Genomic DNA, 17685 nt, shown 5'->3' on the forward strand with positions numbered 1-17685 from the left:
TGTACAGCCTCGGCACTAACGACGAGGCTTGGCCCGTGCAGTCGCCTCCGCAACGAGCGGGTCATCCGGCCAATAGTGCTTTGGATAGCGGCCTTTCAGATCCTTCTTTACCTCGGCATAGGTGCTGCGCCAGAAGTTAGCCAGATCCTGGGTAACCTGCACCGGGCGATGCGCAGGGGACAGCAGGTGCAGCTTTACGGCAAGCCGTCCGCCGGCGATCCGAGGGGTGTCGGCCAGGCCGAACATCTCCTGCAACCTGACGGCCAGCACGGGCGGCTCCTCGGTGTAGTCCAGCCGAATACGAGAACCTGAAGGCACCTCTATCGAGCGGGGCGCCAACTCGTCCAGGCGGCTCGGCAGCGGCCAGGGTAACAAGCCCTGCAGGATGGCGCCCAGATCGAGCTGAGCGAAATGGGACAGGCGAGTCACCCGTCCCAGATACGGTAGCAGCCAATTCTCCAGCATTGCCAGCAGTGCCGTGTCGGTCACGTCAGGCCACTCGCTGAGACCGCCCTGCTCCAGGTCCAGCCGCCGCAGAAGCATGACCCGTGCCTGCCACTGGCGCAGCTCCGGTGTCCAGGGCAAGAGTTCAAGCCCTTTACGCCTGACTAGCCCCAGTAATGCCCGGCTGCGCGCGTCATCATCCAGCGAACTCAAGGGTTCGCGGGAAAGGACCAGTTCACCGATTCGCACCTGCCGCTCGGCGCGCAGTACGCCCTCTCGCTCGTCCCAGTCCACCTCCTCATGGGTCGATACCTGCTCGGCCAGAGGCCCTTCAAACAAGGCAGGATCAAGCTCGGCAGCCAGATAGATACGCTCTTCACGCTGCCCTTGTCGGCTCCCAAGATCAGCAATCACCAACCATGGTGATTTCATTAGCGAATCGACATCGGCAAACAGTGCTGCACGACCATTGGCCAGCCGATACTCCGCGCCGCCGGATCGCCGCTGCTGTGCGACCCGCTCCGGGTAAGCAAAAGCCAGCAGACACCCTACCCAGCGTGGATGATCCGGATCGCTCACAGGCATTTCGGAAGCGCCACGCAGCAAGCCCTTGAATTGTCTTGCCAGCTGGCGAATGCGCGCGATACCACCTCGCGGCCCTTTCCCCTCGCCTGCCAGCAGCGCAAGGCGAGTCTGTATATCCGCACCCTCGCCACGCACGATATCCCGCTCGGACAAAATAGCCGCCAGATCACAGGCCAATGGCACCAACCCCAGGGCCTGTCCCCGAAGCAGAAGATGGGCCAGTCGCGGATGAGCCGGCAGGGTACTCATGGCTTGTCCATGGGCTGTCAGGGCCGTTCGATCAGCATTGAGCGCACCCAGACGCACAAGCAGATCCTGAGCCTGTGCCTGGGCCGCAGCAGGAGGTTTGTCTAACCAGACCAGCTCATCTGCATCAGCGCCCCAGCGCGCCAGCTGAAGCGCAAGCCCCGCCAGATCGGCCTGCAGAATTTCTGGTGAATCATAGGCGGGCAACTGGTCATGCTGCGTCTCCGACCACAAGCGATAGCACACCCCTGGCTCCAGACGCCCCGCCCGTCCCGCTCGCTGGGTGGCCGAGGCGCGAGAGATGCGTCGCGTCGCTAGCCGCGTCATGCTACTGCCGGGATCGAAGGCGGGCTCCCGGGCAAGTCCGGCATCTACCACCACCCGAACGCCTTCGATGGTAAGACTGGTTTCGGCGATATTGGTCGCCAGCACAATCTTGCGAATACCGGCCGGTGCCGGCTCAATCGCTGCTCTCTGGGCAGCCAGATCAAGCTCACCGTAGAGCGGCGCGATCCGGATATCCACCCTGCCAGCCAGCGCATCATCCAGCAATTCATGAACCCGCCGGATTTCAGCCTGCCCCGGCAAAAAGACGAGCAGGCTCCCGTCCTGCTCATCCAGTGCCTGCTGGATGGTTTGAACAACCCTGGGCTCCAGGCGCTCATCCGTCGAAGTGGGCCGCCCCCATTTGATCTCCACCGGAAACATGCGCCCCTCGCTGCGCACCACCGGAGCCCCTTGCAGCAAGGCCGAAAGCCGCTCACCCTCAAGGGTTGCGGACATGACCAGGACCTTGAGCGGAGTGTCACGCAAGAGCTCACGCCCATTCAAAGTGAGTGCCAGCGCCAAATCGGCATCCAGGCTTCGCTCGTGAAATTCGTCGAAAATGACCAAACCAACGCCTTCGAGGGCAGGATCATCCTGCAGGCGACGCGCAAGAATACCTTCCGTAACGACCTCGATCCGTGTCCTGGGCCCTACCTTGCTCTCCAGGCGAATGCGGTATCCCACCGTCTCGCCCACGGGTTCGCCATACTCGGCTGCCAGCCGCTCCGCCGCTGCCCGAGCGGCCAAGCGCCGTGGTTCCAGCATGAGAATCCGCTGATCCGCTAGCCAGGGCTCATCCAGCAGCGCCAGCGGTACACGTGTGGTCTTGCCTGCACCTGGAGGTGCCTCCAGCACAGCTTCGTCGCGCTCGACCAAGGCGGCGCGCAGGGTAGGCAATACGGTATCGATGGGTAATGGCGTCATTCTGCTGTGCACGTGGTCATATACGGTGGCTGCTGATTATAACGACTCCAGCGGCCCGCTTCCGGCCTCTCGCAACGCCGGTTATAGTGCGGTTTCCTGACCTATGGAGGTGTTTATGCCAATGCGCACTCGCCTGATCTGTGGCGCCCTTGCTGCAGCAGTGCTGACCCAGATTTCGGCCTGCGGTACGCTGTTTTATCCTGAGCGTCGCGGCCAAATTACTGGCCAGATCGACCCGGGCATTGCCATCCTGGATGCGGTAGGCCTGCTGTTCTACATCATTCCCGGCCTGATTGCGTTCGGTGTTGATTTTACGTCCGGAGCCATCTACCTGCCCAACGACCAGCACGCCTCGGTCGACCCGGAAAAGCTAAAAGATGCTATCGACGCGGATGGCAAGGTGAATAAGGCGCGCCTCAAAGCCATCATCGAACAGGAAACCGGCCGCTCCCTGCCGCTGACCGATCCACGCCTGATTCAGCACAGCGGCAGCCCTGAGCAATTGGCCGCCTTCGGGTTGCGCCCTGCGGCATAACACCTGATGAAGAGCCGTACCGAACACGCCAGGCTGTTGCGCCTGGCCACCACTGCTTCACTCGCAGTGGCTGGCCTGCTCATTACCGTGAAGGCCATCGCCTGGTGGTTCAGCGGATCGGTCAGTCTACTGGCCGGGCTGACCGACTCCGTACTCGATGGCGCGGCCTCCCTGTTCAACCTGCTGGCGGTGCGCTATTCCCTAAAGCCCGCCGATGACGACCACCGTTACGGCCATGGCAAGGCGGAGTCGTTGGCGGGCATTACCCAGGCCCTGTTCATTGGCGCCAGCGGAATCCTGATCGGCATGCAGGCCATCGGACGCCTGAAAGAACCTGAACCCCTGGGAACGCCTCTGCTGGGCATTGCAGTCATGATCGTTTCATTGATTGTGACTGCAGGCCTGCTGATGCTACAGCGGCACGTCATTCAGATTACAGGGTCCGCAGTGATTCGCGCCGACTCCCTGCATTACCGCTCTGATCTTCTGCTCAACACCAGCATCCTGATTGCCCTGATTGCTGCCAGCTACGGCTGGGATCAGCTGGATGCCATCTTTGGCCTGGGTATTGCGTTGTATATCCTTTGGAGTGCCATTGGAATCGCACGCGACTCGCTAAGTGTGCTGATGGATCAGGAATTGCCCTATGAAGTCAGCGAGCACATGTTGACGCTGGCGTGCAGCGTGCCCCAAGTCTTGGGGGCTCATGATTTGCGCACGCGTATTTCGGGAAGCCACTGGTTCGTCCAACTGCATCTGGAGTTACCGGGAGAAATGACCCTATCCGAAGCCCATCGCCTGTGCGACGAGGCCGAGGCGGCGATCATGGCGGAGTATCCGCAGGCCGAAGTGTTGGTGCATGCCGACCCGCTGGATGCACCCGATGTCCCCCACCGGCATCCGCTGCCTCCGAGCTGAGGGCTCAAGGGCGTCTGACTTCATCAGATTACAGTCAGACGGCCCTCCTCAATAAGTCACGTTATACCCCCTGCCACTTAGGCAGGCGCCCAGCGAACGCCGATAACGATCTGCCACATCAGCCGGTGGCGCGGTGGTCACTTGGGATGGATCAAAGCCTGATTCACTGACCGCCCAACGCTGGCAGTCATAACGATCCTGCTCCATCTGGGCCTGCGTCTGGCCATAGGCAGGGCTTATGGCGACATCAAAGGCATTACTGCTAATGGCATAGCCACCGTTTTGCACAGGCGGCTCTACAACAATGTAACGGTTGTATTCCGGTTGCGGCTGGTAATAGGTGCCAGCGGCAAAGTAGTAGGTCAGCCCGCCGATCACCAACGTCTGCGCATAGTTGGGCAAATTACTGACATACACGCCGCGCGGCGGTGTCACGATGACATAGCTCGACCCTTGTGGGCGGTACCAGTAGCCGTCGGAGTAATAATACTCATAGCGTTGATGCCAGATACGGGTGTATCGGGGCGGTGGGCGGCGTAGCACATAGCCGGGACGCCAATCAGGGTTTGGTCCCCAACCACGACGATCAAAGTCGTTGTGCCTGTGCGGACGATTCCAGTTGCCGTACGGCCCATAATCAGGATGATCAATGACACGGGGCTGATTTTCCCAGCCTCGATTCAAATCATTCGGCCCGGATTGCTCCCAGCGAGCACGCTCATCGCCACGCCGAACGGCATCGGGTCGATTCCAGCCGTCTTCCCGAGAGTGGTTCGCCTGCCCTGTGACCTCTCGCGGAGGCGCGGTAATAAACCGTACACCGTTTTCATCGACCCGCTCGACAGGCCGCCGGGGAAAATCATAGCGTTGATGGGGAAGATCCTGACCACTGCCGGTCTGCCAGCGCGAGCCATCCTGCCCGATAGGGCGACCCGCCCCCGGACGGGACCCGGCATTAGGATCCATTCCCCGAGAGGGCGAGTAGTCCGGGTGATCTCCAACGCGACCCTGCCCCGCCTGAGACTGAGGCGCAGCGCCGCCGGACGGATTGCCGAACTGCGTCTGTCCGGCCTCAAAAGGCCCTGCCAGCACGTGGCCTGCGCTCAATGCGACTATCAGACCGATACCTGTCAAACGCCCGCGGCGCTTCATGACCCTATCTCCTGCTTACCGCCAGTCGCTCCGAAAATGGCGAGGCGGCGGTCGAATCCTCAATCTAAGCCAGGAGTATGCGCGAGGCGAGCATTGACGGATAGGCGGAGCACAGGCGTACAATTTTATCAGGCGCACAAAAAAGGAGGCTTTCGCCCCCTTCCGGAATTCTGTCCTCTGAGTCGCTTTTGGCGACTGCTGCGATCACACAGCCTTTTGGGCGGTGAGTGGCCCGGGAGCGGCACGACCTGATAGGTCGGCGGCATTATCGGCTTGCCCTCCTGGAGCTCACCGTTGGACTGTTCGTCCGGGCCATCGAAGTAATGAGTTCAGCTTAGCCCTGTTGCACCGACCAAAGTTTGCGTTTTTTGCTATATCCTCTACCGTTTAAGCAACAGAAAACTAAAAAAACCTTTTAAACGCAATTTTCCAAAGGATTGGTTTCAAAATGGACAAACTAGACCGCTACGACCTACGTATTCTTGCCGAACTTCAGCGTGATGCACGCATCTCGAACCAGGAACTGGCAGAACGCATCGGCCTGTCTCCTTCGCCTTGCTCACGACGGGTCAAGCAGTTGGAAGACGATGGTTACATTAATCGTCAGGTTGCCCTGCTCGACCGCAAGAAACTGGGCCTTAGCCTGACGGTTTTCGTACTGATCGGCATGGACCGGCATACCCCTGAACGCTTCGAGCATTTCCAGTCGATCATTCGGCAGTGCCCGGAGGTACTGGAATGCAGCCTGGTGACCGGCATGGATGCGGACTATCAGCTCAAGGTGGTCGTTCCAGATATGGACCACTACCAGAAACTGCTGCTAGGTACCCTGACCCGTATAGAAGGCGTTTCGAGCGTGCGCTCAAGCTTCGTTCTCAACCAGGTCATCTCCAGTACTGAACTGCCGCTTGAACACCTGCGTGGCTGAGTATCGTCGCGATTTACATGGATCTGTCTGAGGCCACGGATTTGCACGAATCCGATGCTGATGCTGGTGTTTCTTGCCAGAAGATGGATAAATCAGATTTATTTATCTAAATTTTTCCAAGGACACGGAATGAAGCACCGCTCATTCTGTCCTGAATAAACCAACGATCGACTCGCAGCGATTCCGTCAGCATGACCTTGCCCGACGGCGTTCCGGCATGACGAGTCGACTGTCCTACCGTGCTGATGAGGTTGCAATGCTTACACTCAACATCAACGGGGCCGACCATCAGGTCGACGTCCCCGACGACATGCCCCTGCTTTGGGTTCTACGTGATGTGCTGGGAATGACCGGCACCAAGTACGGCTGCGGGATCGCACAGTGTGGCGCTTGCACGGTTCATCTGGACGGTACGGCTGTTCGCGCCTGTGTCTTGCCTGTGAGCAACATTGCACAAGGTCAGAAGATCGTGACCATCGAAGCCGTGGGCGAGTCCGACCTGGGCAAGAAAGTGCAGGATGCCTGGCTTGAGCATGAAGTCGTGCAGTGCGGCTATTGCCAGTCCGGCCAGATCATGTCGGCCGTAGCGCTGCTGTCCCAGCACCCGGACGCAGGCGATGCTGAAATTGATGCGGGCATGTCCGGCAATATCTGCCGCTGCTGTACCTATACCCGTATCCGCGGCGCGATTAAAAGCGTTTCCCAGGCCTGAGCGGAGCACACTCCATGACCAAGAATGTATTGGCGCAGGCCGTAACCTTGTCGCGCCGCAAGCTGCTTCAGGCCAGTGGTATCGCCGCAGGTGGTTTGCTGTTGGCAACCGCACTGCCTTTTTCCCGCCGCAGCTATGCCGAACAGTATGTCAACAAAGGGCCAGAAGACGCACCGCTGGACACCCCTACGGCATTGGGAGCGTTTCTTCGGATAGGCCACGATGGGCGGATCACGCTGATCTCGCCTAAGATCGAAATGGGCCAGGGTGTACAGACCGGCTTTGCCATGATGGTAGCCGAAGAGCTGAACGTTACCCTGGATCAGGTCAGGGTGCAGGAAGCACCGCCAGACGAAAAACTTTATGGGGACAAGCTTCTGGGCTTTCAGGCCACCGGCGGTTCCTCATCGACTCGCAGCAACTGGCAACCCCTGCGGGAAGCCGCTGCGGCGGCCCGCGTAATGCTGATCCAGGCCGCGGCCAACCAATGGAAGGTGTCGCCGGATGAATGCCGCGCCGAAAATGGCAAGATCATCGGCCCTGGCAATCGGGAGCTGGCCTACGGCGCGCTGGTGGATGCAGCTGCCAAACTGCCCGTTCCGGAAAACGTCCCGCTCAAAAAGCCGGAAGACTACAAGGTCATCGGCCAGCCACTGCGCCGCCTCGATACACCCGGCAAAGTAGACGGCTCCGCCAAGTTCACCATCGACCTGCACGTGCCAGGCATGAAGATCGCTACTGTCAGCGCCTGTCCGGTCGTGGGTGGCACGCTTGCCTCAGTGGACGACCGTCACGCTCGTGCGGTTCCCGGTGTCAGGGATGTGGTCAAGCTGGATAATGCCGTTGCCGTGATCGGCGACCACATGTGGGCAGCCCTTAAAGGCTTGAAGGCACTGGAGATCCAATGGGATCTGGGCCCGAACGCCGGTATCGACTCCGCCCAGATCGAACGCGCCCTGCATGCAGCCTTTGATCGCGAAGGCGCCATTGCCGCCGAGGTTGGCGACATCAACAAGGCCATTGCCGGTGCGTCCAGCAAGATCGAGGCGGAATACGAGATGCCTTTCCTGGCTCACGCCACGCTGGAGCCCATGACCTGTGTGGCCCAGGTCCGCGAGGATGCCTGTGAACTATGGGTCGGCACCCAAGTGCCGGTTATGGCCCAACAGGCGGCCGCCAAGGCAACCGGCCTGCCGCCGGAAAAGATCATCGTCAACAACCAGCTCATCGGCGGGGGCTTTGGCCGTCGCCTGGAAGCGGACTTCATCGGTCAGGCCGCAGCCATAGCCAAGCAGGTCGACTACCCCATCAAGCTGGTCTGGACGCGTGAAGAAGACACCGCCCATGACCTGTACCGTCCTCATTATATCGATCGCTTCAGCGCAGGCCTGGATGCCAACGGCATGCCGGTGGGCTGGTCGCATACCATTGTCGGGGCCTCGGTCATGGCGCGGTTTGCGCCAGCCGCCGTGCCACCCAATGGGCTGGATGCCGACGCGGTAGAGGTTTCCAACAAACCCGTCTACGCGCTTCCAAACCTCAGGGTCCGTTACGTCCCTGAAGCGCCCAAGGCTATTCTCAATTCCTGGTGGCGTGGGGTAGGCCCGCTGCATGGCGCCTACGTGATGGAAAGCTTTATCGATGAGCTGGCCTACGCAGCCAAGCAGGACCCGGTCGATTATCGAATGAAGCTGCTCGGCGAGCATCCCCGTGCGCAGGCGGTACTCAAGCTTGCCGCCGAAAAAGCCAACTGGAGCCAGAAACTGCCAGCGGGCCATGGCCGTGGAATCGCTGTACAGGAAGTCTTTGGCAGCTATATGGCTACCGTAGTGGAAATGCAGGTCGATGCGCAAAACGGCATCCGCATCACCCGCTTGGTCTGTGTTGCAGATTGCGGTGAGGTGATCAATCCGACCTCTGTTCACTCTCAGCTGGAGGGCGGCACGCTGTTCGGCCTGTCTGCCGCGCTCTACAACGAGATCACCGTCAAGGATGGACATGTAGAACAGAGCAACTTCCACGACTACCGGCAGCTGCGCATGAGCGATGCCCCTCCGGTCGAGACGTACATCATTCCAAGCCATGAAACACCTGGCGGGATTGGAGAGGCCGGTACCGCCATGATTGCACCGGCGCTGGTCAATGCCCTGTATGCGGCAACCGGCAAACGCATTCGTCGCCTGCCGGTAGTTCGCGCCGGTTACCACGTGGCTTAAGGAGCTCCTATGAATCGTTTCACTTCTATCTGGGGCACCATGACGCGTACGGTGTTGAGCAGCGTGGCGCCTGTGGTGCTGGCCCTCACAACGCTGTCTGCCCAGGCTGCTGACGAGGCCATGGTCCAGCGCGGCGAATACCTGGCCCGTGCAGCTGACTGCGTAGCCTGTCACCTTGACGAGAACGGCGGTAAACCGTTCGCTGGCGGTCGTGGTTTCAAGCTGCCGTTCGGTATGCTGTATTCCCCCAACATCACGCCGGACAAGGAAACCGGGATCGGCACCTGGAGTGATGACGACTTTGTCAGCGCCATGCAAAAAGGCGTCGGCAAGGACGGCAAGCATTACTATCCGGCCTTTCCCTATACGTCTTACACACTGATGTCGCGGGAAGATATTCTGGCAATCAAGGCGTATCTGTTCAGCCTGGAGCCCATCAGACAGCCGAACAAGGAAAACGACATCAGCTTCCCCTTCAATCAACGCTGGGGAATGATGTTCTGGAACATGATGTTCAACCCGAACGAGCGCTTCGAGCCGGACCCGAGCCAGTCGGCTGAATGGAACCGCGGTGCGTATCTGGTGGAAGGTGCGGGGCACTGTGGCGAATGTCATACCCCCCGTAATATCTTCCAAGCGCGTGACAGCTCGCGAAACCTGGGTGGCGCGGTGATCCAGGGCTGGAAGGCCTACAACATTAGCGGTGACCAGAAGACCGGCATCGGTGCCTGGCCGGACGAGGCCCTGGCTTCTTACCTGTCTACAGGCCATGCCGAAGGGTATGGCGTTGCGGCTGGCCCCATGGCCGAAGCCGTCAATCACAGCCTGCGCTTCCTGACGCCTGAGGATATCCGCGCCATGGTGGTGTACTTGAAATCGGTCCCCAGTCAGCCGTATGGATTGATGCGACCGGAGCCCAAGGCACTGTCATCTGACACACCGGCCAAAGGGAACAACCCGCTGGGCCAGAAGGTGTTTGCCGACGCCTGCGTCAGCTGTCACCTGTGGGATGGTTCGGGCCGGCAGAGCACCTTTGCCGCGCTCAGTGGCCTGCGCACGGTGAACGATCCAGAGGCAACCAATCTGGTGCAGGTCTTGCTGGGAGGAGACAAGCTGGAGAATCCCCACGGCGATCACTTCATGCCGGGCTTTGCCCGCGGATACTCCAACCAGGAGCTGGCGGCGGTCACCAATTTTGTCTTGGAGCATTTCGGCCATGCCCAGGGCGAGATGACGGCTGAAGAGATCGAGAAGCGTCGTCACCCCGAATAAGCCATTCACCTACCGGCCGTGCCTCATACAGGGGCACGGCCAATAACCCTCCATATCAAAAGGCCTTTAAGACTATTGTCTTAACCTGATAGGCTTGCCACCCGTTTACACTTCGCTCCCCATCCGCTGTACCCACAAACGTGGACGAAACACTCGCAAGGACTTGCCATGAAACCCGCCGACCAGGTGATGCAGAGCTACGGCCGCTGCTGCGCCAGCGCTGACTTTTTCGATGACTTCTATACCCGCTTTCTTGCCAGCTCGCCGCTGATCCGCGAGAAGTTCGTCAATACCAACATGCAGGCCCAAAAGCAGCTCTTGCGACAGGGCATCATGAACCTGGTCATGGTGGCGCGCGGAATGCCGGATACCAAGTTGCGCGCGCTGGGCGAAACCCATTGCCGCCATCAGATGGATATTCGTCCGGAACTCTACGGCATCTGGGTCGATACCTTGCTTGCCACCATTTCAAGCCACGACCCGCAGTGCACGGACGAGACGCTCAAAGCCTGGCGGGACGTGTTGAACGAAGGCATCTCGGTTATCACGTCACATTACTGATCGCTACAGCTGATCCGCTGGCGCGGCTACAGCCGCGCCGGCACCTCGCGCCATTCACCCGGCGCCATACCCTCCAACGCCCAAGGGCCGATGCGTACTCGCACCAGGCGCAATGTAGGCAGGCCGACGGCTGCCGTCATGCGACGTACCTGCCGATTGCGGCCTTCACGAATCACAAGCTCCAGCCAGGCTGTGGGAACACTCTTGCGAAAGCGCACGGGAGGGTTTCTCTCCCACAGTTCCGGCTCCTCCAACAGGCGCACCTCTGCGGGAAGCGTCGGTCCGTCATTCAGCTCGACCCCTGTTCGCAGCGTTTGTATCTGTTCTTCTGTAGGGGTGCCTTCCACTTGAACCCAGTAGGTTTTGGGAAGCTTGTGCCTGGGGTCAGCAATGCGCGACTGCAAGCGCCCGTCATTGGTCAGCAGGAGTAGCCCTTCGCTGTCCCGGTCCAACCGCCCAGCCGGATAAATGCCTGGAATCGGAACGAAGTCTTTGAGCGTAGCCCGCCCGTCCCCATCGGAAAACTGGGTCAGCACATCGAATGGCTTGTTCAACAAGATCAGCCGCGGCTCGGCCGGCGGGGCCTTGGCAACACGACGAGGACGCGGGGTTTGAGGGAAGCGGTAGGAACGAGGCATGATGAAGACTGGCACTTGAGGCACGGGCACGTTAAAAACGCGGTGCAACGATAAAAGATACCCGCGAGTGTACCGAAAAACCGGCACTCGATTTTCACTTACCGGCAATGTGAGTCCTTCATGAGAATCTTTCGCTCCCTCTGGCTGGTCAACCTTCTCGCTCTTGCAGGCTGTGGCGGCCCGGAATACAAAGGCCCGCCTTCGGATCACTTCGATGGGCAGCAGTTTTACAACCAGGAGCCCTTTACCAAAAAGAGTTTCTGGACTCTGATCAAATGGCAGCTGACCCGCGAGCGTCCCGAGTGGGTCTGGCAGGCGCTTCCGCCGCGCCAGGAGGAGCTGCCCGAGCGCGTGACAGGCGATGACCTGCGTGTCACCTATATCAACCATGCCACCCTGCTCATTCAGTACCATGGCTTGAATATCCTGACCGACCCGGTCTGGTCCGAGCGGGTTAGCCCCTTCAGCTTCATAGGACCCAAGCGCTACCACGACCCGGGCGTGGCCCTGGAAAAACTCCCGCCCCTTGACCTGATCTTTGTCAGCCACAGCCATTACGATCATATGGACTTGGCGACACTTCGCCGTCTCGCCGAGATCAACCCGCTCACGCCCGTCGTCACGCTGCTGGGAAACGCCGAACTCATCCGCAAGGAGGCCGGCTTTGGCACTGTAACGGAGATGGACTGGTGGCAGAGTCAGCCCCTGAACCAGCAGGTAACCTTGCATATCGTGCCTTCACAGCACTGGTCGGCCCGCACCCGCTTCGATACCAACCGTACCTTATGGGGCGGCTTTGTACTTGAGTCCGCCAGCGGTCCTGTCTACTTCCCCGGCGATACCGCATGGGGCGGGCACTTCCAACGGATTCACGACCGTTTCGGTCCCATGCGCTTCTCGGCGTTGTCCATCGGGGCTTATGAGCCACGCTGGTTCATGATGTCGAGCCACATGAATCCACAGGAGGCAGTAGCCGCACACAAGATTCTTCATTCCAGCACCAGCATGGGCATTCACTTCGGTACCTTCTCGCTCAGTGACGAAGCCCAGTTTGCGCCTCCCCAGGACCTCGCCAAGGAGCGCGAAGCCCAAGGACTGCCGGAAGAGGCCTTCCGCGCACCGCTGCCTGGCGAGAGCTGGGCAGTGCCTGCTATCAGGACAGACAGCTAATGGGTCACGAAGAGTATTTCCGTAAGCAGGGCTAAATGAGCTTCTTACGATTGGCTGGCAGATCCAAGCATAATCATGGCAGCATTCCTGACGGATTTCCCCGCCAGGAATGCACTCCAATACCCCATGACAGCCATACCCCCTGCGCCGCGCCAGCCTTGGCGACACCGGGCGCTCAGCCTTTTTCAGTACAGCTCACGGGCATTGGGCCTCGTGTGGTCGACCTCTCCTGCCCTGACCCTGGGACTTGCCCTGGCTACCGTGGTAGCAGGTGTGTTGCCAGCGCTGGCCGCCTGGCTCGGCAAGCAGATCGTGGATTCGGTCGTAGCGGCCATGCAGTTGTATCAGACACAGGGGAACGCCCTGCTGTCGCCCGTGCTCTGGCTGTTGGCCATGGAAGCCGGCGTGGTCGCCCTGATCGCAGCGGCGCAGCGGGGCCTCTCCGTCCAGCAGTCCTTGCTGCGCGTCCTGCTGGGGCAAAAGGTCAACCTGATGATCCTGGAAAAGGCCCAGCAACTGTCACTGGTCCAATTTGAGGACTCGGAATTCTACGACAAGCTCACCCGCGCCCGCCGCGAGGCCTCGATCCGCCCGCTCTCCCTGGTCAACAAGCTGTTCAGCCTGATGCAGAACGGTCTTTCACTGATCAGCTTTGCCATCCTGCTGATTCATTTTTCACCCTGGGCGCTGCTTATCCTGGTGGTCGGGGCATTGCCTGTCTTTTTTGCCGAAGCCAAGTTTTCGGGTGATGCCTTTCGCCTGTTTCGGCGGCGCTCCCCTGAAGCACGCATGCAGGGTTATCTTGAAGCGGTCCTGGCGAGGGAGGACCACATCAAGGAGGTCAAACTTTTTGGTCTTGCGCCACGCCTGCTCCAGCGCTACCGCGATATCTTCACTCAGCTCTATGCCGAAGACCGGGCCCTGACGATCCGCCGGGATACCTGGGGCTTTCTGCTCGGTCTGCTCGGAACACTGGCATTTTATGCCGCATATGTCTGGATCGTGGTAGACACCGTACAGGGGCGCATCAGCCTGGGCGAAATGACCATGTATCTGCTGCTGTTCCGACAGGGCCAGGCGGCAGTGAGCAGCAGCCTGACCGCCATCAGCGGCATGTATGAAGACAATCTTTATCTTTCCAACCTGTATGAATACCTCGAACAGCCTGTGGCTGCTGAGCATGGCAGTTTGAAACAAGGCAAGACCCCAGGCGATGGTATCCGCTTCGAGCAGGTCAGCTTTCATTACCCAGGCGCCTCCCGGGCCGCTCTCGAGGGGATCACGCTGCACCTGCGGCCTGGCGAAAGCCTGGCGCTGGTGGGCGAGAACGGCTCAGGCAAGACCACACTGATCAAACTGCTCACCCGGCTCTACACACCTAGCGAGGGCCGTATCCTGCTGGACGGCAGCGACCTTCAGGAGTGGAGCACAGAAGCCTTGCGGCAACGTATCGGTGTGATTTTTCAGGACTTCATTCGCTATCAGTTCAGCGCCGGCGAAAACCTGGGCGTGGGCGATGTCGAGGCCTTTGACGACGAGCAGCGCTGGCAGGAAGCAGCCGAACGTGGACGCTCCAGCGACTTCATCGAACGGCTCGACCAAGGCTATCAGACACAACTGGGTCGCTGGTTCAAAGGCGGGCAGGAACTTTCAGGCGGACAATGGCAAAAAATCGCACTGTCTCGCTCCTACATGCGTACCCAGGCCGACATTCTCGTGCTCGACGAACCCACAGCTGCCATGGATGCCGCCGCCGAGGCAGAGGTCTTCGAGCAGTTTCGTCAGCATGCCCAAGGCAAGATGACGATCCTGATCTCTCACCGATTCTCTACGGTTCGCTCGGCTGATCAAATTGTGGTCCTGGAGCATGGCCGTATCATCGAACAGGGACGCCACGACGCGTTGGTCGCCCAGGGTGGCCGATACGCTCATCTGTTCCAGCTGCAGGCCCAGGGGTATCGGTAGGCCTTCTGACAACGCGACAGTCGACCCTTTTTGTGCTTTTCCTTCATTTTTTGAAACATATAAGGCATCCTCGGCGCCCTTCCCATAAAAACTGAAGACGGTTTCGACCTCACTTCCTAGCCTTGGAAAGCCGAACATGTATCTCTTCATGGCCTTAACCTTCGTGCTCGGATACCTCTGTATCGCCTGCGAGCACACCCTAAAAATCGATAAAGCCGCCTCGGCGCTGCTGACAGCCGTTGTCAGCTGGACACTGCTGGTGCTGGGCGCAGATCAAATCCTGCCGCACCTGCAACCCGGCAGCGACAACACCCATTTCGTGGTCGAGGAGCTGCGCCACCACCTGGGCGAGGTCTCGGAGATCCTGTTTTTCCTGATGGGCGCCATGACCATCGTCGAACTAATCGATGCCCACGAAGGCTTCACGGTCATCACCGACCGTATTCGTACCAACAAGCGCGTCAGTTTGCTATGGCTGGTCGGCCTGATCACGTTCTTCCTGTCTGCCGCGCTAGACAACCTGACGACTACCATCGTCATGATTTCCCTGCTGCGTAAACTTATTGCCGATGCCAAGGAGCGCTGGTTTTACGCCGGGATTGTAGTCATCGCTGCGAATGCCGGTGGCGCCTGGTCGCCAATTGGAGACGTAACAACCACCATGCTATGGATCGGAAACCAGATTTCTGCCACTGGTATTGTCATGGGTCTATTCATTCCTAGTCTGGTATGTGTTCTGATCCCATTGATACTGCTCAGCTTTAAGCTAAAAGGTGAAAGTGAGCGACCTGCTGTGGATGAACACGAGCTCAGTGCAAATCCAACCACTCCGTTTGAGCGCAACCTTGTCTTTGCTCTAGGCATTGGCGCCCTGCTCTTTGTGCCGATTTTCAAGACCGTGACACATCTGCCGCCCTACATGGGTGTCCTGTTGGGCCTTGGCGTTCTGTGGGTCGTGACTGAAATCATCCATCGCGGCAAGAACGATGAAGACAAGCACCCGCTGTCCGTGATTGGCGTACTGCGCCGGATCGATATGCCAAGCGTGTTGTTTTTCCTGGGCATTCTGCTGGCAGTCTCCAGCCTGGCGACGGCGGGCCACCTGGTGCAGGTCGCCACCTGGCTGAAAGACGGCTTAGGCGATGTGTATGCCATCAATATCGCAATCGGTCTCCTGTCATCGGTGGTCGATAATGTACCGCTCGTAGCAGGCGCCATGAAAATGTATCCGCTGGTCTCCCCTGAAGCGCTGACGGCGGCCAGCTCAGCTGACGCCGGCTGGCTCACCCATTTCCTGGCCGATGGACGATTCTGGGAAATGCTGGCCTATTGCGCCGGTACAGGCGGCAGCTGTCTGATCATCGGTTCAGCTGCTGGCGTAGCAGCAATGGGCATGGAGAAGATCGACTTCATGTGGTACCTGAAACGCATCAGCCTGCTGGCGCTATTGGGTTACCTGGGCGGTGCCGCCACTTACATCGGCCTGGCCAGTCTAGGCGCATAAGAAAAAAGGCCAGCTTTACGCTGGCCTTTTTGTTTTCAGGTATCAACGGAAAGGCGGTTCGTCAAAGCTGCGCAGCTTGCGCGAGTGCAGCGAGTCCAGTTGCGCCCGGAGCAGGTCCAATGCCGCGATACCGATTGCCAGGTGCTGACTGACGGCTCGCTCGTAGAACGCATTGGCCGAGCCCGGCAGCTTGATCTCGCTGTGCAGGGGTTTGTCTGACACACACAGCAAGGTGCCGTACGGGACGCGCAGTCGATACCCTTGAGCCGCAATGGTGCCGCTCTCCATATCCACCGCAATGGCGCGGGCCAGATTGATGACAGGCCGCTCCTGCGCCCATCTCAGCTCCCAGTTACGGTCGTCATAGGTCAGCACTGTGCCGGTTCGCAGCCGGCGCTTGAGCGCCTCGCCACGGTCGCCCGTCACCTGAGCTGCCGCTTCGGCCAGGGCCACCTGCACCTCGGCCAGGGCCGGAATTGGTATGTGAGGCGGCAGCACACGGTCCAGGATGCCGTCACGACGCATGTAGGCATGCGCAAGTACGTAATCGCCAATGTTCTGTGACTGTCGCAGTCCGCCGCAGTGGCCAATCATCAGCCAGCAGTGCGGGCGTAAAACGGCCAGATGATCCGTAATATTCTTGGCATTGGATGGCCCCACCCCGATGTTTACGAGGGTAACGCCATGACCATCCGCGGCGATCAGGTGATAGGCCGGCATCTGAAAGCGATGCCAGGCGATACCGCCAATGATGGACTGGGCCTCGCCATCATCCAGGCCGCGCTCGATAGTGACATTACCCGGCAGCACCATACGCACGAACCGGGGATCGTCCCGCAGCTGCTGTAGGCCATGACGAATGAATTGATCGACATAGCGGTGGTAATTGGTCAGGAGAATCCAGGGCTGCACATGGCGCCAGTCACTGCCGGTATAGTGCACGATACGACGCAGGGAAAAGTCCGTCCGGGCGGCATCGAACAGCGATAGGGGAAGAATGGTCTCCTGAGCCCAGTCATACAGGCCATCGGCGATATCGTCATGGGCGGCGGACAGGTCGGTACTGGGAAAGACGCGCGCCAGCTCGGCGGCCGTCACGCCCGACCCGGCCAGTTCATCTCCCTGCTCCACCACATAGGGATAGGGGATGTCCTGCTCGCTCGGCCCCACCTCGACCAGAATGTCGTATTCCGCCATGAGCGGTTCGAGCTGTTCAAGCAGGTATTTGCGAAAGGCAGCCGGGTGCGTAACGGTGGCCCGGTAAGTACCCGGAAGCTGCACCTTGGCATAGGCCCGCGTGGTAGTCGGCACCGCCTGGGAGGAGCGGTAGCACAGACGGATCTCGGGATACCGGAACAGCTGTCGCTCGGCTTCGGTCGGCTCGATACGATCCTTGAGGTAGCGCTTGAGCGCACTGCTCAAGGCCTGGGTTGCCTGCTGATGCAGCGCAGCCAGCCGATCCACCGCCTCGCTAGCCGAATGGGCTGCAACAAAACCATCTTCGAACGTCTGAGGCATGCACGATTTCCTTACTCAAGAATGAACGAGGCACTCTGGCTCCTGCGTCGACTCATCAGCAGGCCAGACA

14 protein-coding genes are annotated in these 17685 nt (G+C 59.5%); 10 read left to right on the forward strand and 4 right to left on the reverse strand.

The annotated features are described in order from the left end of the window. Positions 1-15: 15 nt before the first annotated feature. Positions 16-2526: an ATP-dependent helicase HrpB gene (gene hrpB / locus QWJ10_RS02505; RefSeq protein WP_289924154.1), complete on the reverse strand. Its 2511-nt coding sequence runs from the start codon at positions 2524-2526 to the stop codon at positions 16-18. A 115-nt stretch (positions 2527-2641) separates the two neighbouring features. Between hrpB and QWJ10_RS02510 the strand changes: the two genes are divergently transcribed. Further along, positions 2642-3061: a polyribonucleotide nucleotidyltransferase gene (locus tag QWJ10_RS02510; protein WP_289924156.1), complete on the forward strand. Its 420-nt coding sequence runs from the start codon at positions 2642-2644 to the stop codon at positions 3059-3061. Positions 3062-3067: 6 nt separating this feature from the next. Continuing rightward, positions 3068-3979, forward strand: a complete 912-nt coding sequence (locus QWJ10_RS02515; protein ID WP_125887201.1) for a cation diffusion facilitator family transporter — start codon at positions 3068-3070, stop codon at positions 3977-3979. 48 nt (positions 3980-4027) lie between these two features. Here QWJ10_RS02515 and QWJ10_RS02520 read toward each other — a convergent pair whose 3' ends face one another. Next, the gene (locus QWJ10_RS02520; protein ID WP_125887202.1) at positions 4028-5131 is read right to left on the reverse strand and encodes a DUF6515 family protein; all 1104 of its coding nucleotides are present in this window, start codon (positions 5129-5131) and stop codon (positions 4028-4030) included. A gap of 448 nt (positions 5132-5579) precedes the next feature. Between QWJ10_RS02520 and QWJ10_RS02525 the strand changes: the two genes are divergently transcribed. The 5 genes from QWJ10_RS02525 to QWJ10_RS02545 all read left to right on the forward strand — a co-directional run bounded on the left by QWJ10_RS02525 (position 5580) and on the right by QWJ10_RS02545 (position 10820). Next, positions 5580-6059 (forward strand): Lrp/AsnC family transcriptional regulator, encoded by a 480-nt coding sequence (locus QWJ10_RS02525; RefSeq protein ID WP_010797133.1) that lies wholly within the window; start codon positions 5580-5582, stop codon positions 6057-6059. Positions 6060-6315: 256 nt separating this feature from the next. Further along, entirely contained in the window at positions 6316-6771 is a 456-nt protein-coding gene (locus tag QWJ10_RS02530) for a (2Fe-2S)-binding protein (RefSeq protein ID WP_197872211.1), read from the forward strand. A 14-nt stretch (positions 6772-6785) separates the two neighbouring features. Further along, on the forward strand, positions 6786-8987 hold the full coding sequence (locus QWJ10_RS02535; protein WP_289924164.1) for a xanthine dehydrogenase family protein molybdopterin-binding subunit: 2202 nt from the start codon (positions 6786-6788) through the stop codon (positions 8985-8987). A 39-nt stretch (positions 8988-9026) separates the two neighbouring features. Next, entirely contained in the window at positions 9027-10259 is a 1233-nt protein-coding gene (locus QWJ10_RS02540) for a cytochrome c (protein WP_289924533.1), read from the forward strand. Between the two features lie 168 nt (positions 10260-10427). After that, positions 10428-10820 (forward strand): globin, encoded by a 393-nt coding sequence (locus tag QWJ10_RS02545; RefSeq protein WP_122043408.1) that lies wholly within the window; start codon positions 10428-10430, stop codon positions 10818-10820. Between the two features lie 26 nt (positions 10821-10846). On the opposite strand, the gene QWJ10_RS02550 is transcribed toward QWJ10_RS02545, so the two are convergent. Next, a complete protein-coding gene (locus tag QWJ10_RS02550; RefSeq protein ID WP_289924168.1) occupies positions 10847-11458 on the reverse strand; it encodes a pseudouridine synthase in 612 nt (203 codons plus the stop codon). Positions 11459-11578: 120 nt separating this feature from the next. On the opposite strand from QWJ10_RS02550, the gene QWJ10_RS02555 reads away from it, so the two are divergent. From QWJ10_RS02555 to nhaD, 3 genes are all read left to right on the forward strand, one after another. Beyond that, entirely contained in the window at positions 11579-12628 is a 1050-nt protein-coding gene (locus QWJ10_RS02555; protein WP_289924170.1) for an MBL fold metallo-hydrolase, read from the forward strand. A gap of 126 nt (positions 12629-12754) precedes the next feature. After that, positions 12755-14593 carry an ABC transporter ATP-binding protein gene (locus QWJ10_RS02560; protein WP_289924534.1) on the forward strand — a complete coding sequence of 613 codons (1839 nt, stop codon included), beginning with the start codon at positions 12755-12757 and terminating at the stop codon, positions 14591-14593. Positions 14594-14729: 136 nt separating this feature from the next. After that, a complete protein-coding gene (nhaD, locus tag QWJ10_RS02565; RefSeq protein WP_289924171.1) occupies positions 14730-16097 on the forward strand; it encodes a sodium:proton antiporter NhaD in 1368 nt (455 codons plus the stop codon). 42 nt (positions 16098-16139) lie between these two features. On the opposite strand, the gene amn is transcribed toward nhaD, so the two are convergent. Continuing rightward, entirely contained in the window at positions 16140-17615 is a 1476-nt protein-coding gene (gene amn, locus QWJ10_RS02570) for an AMP nucleosidase (RefSeq protein WP_010797123.1), read from the reverse strand. Between the last annotated feature and the right edge of the window lie 70 nt (positions 17616-17685).

Origin of the sequence: Pseudomonas sp. WAC2, from assembly GCF_030403525.1 — a bacterium.
GTDB lineage: Bacteria > Pseudomonadota > Gammaproteobacteria > Pseudomonadales > Pseudomonadaceae > Chryseomonas > Chryseomonas luteola.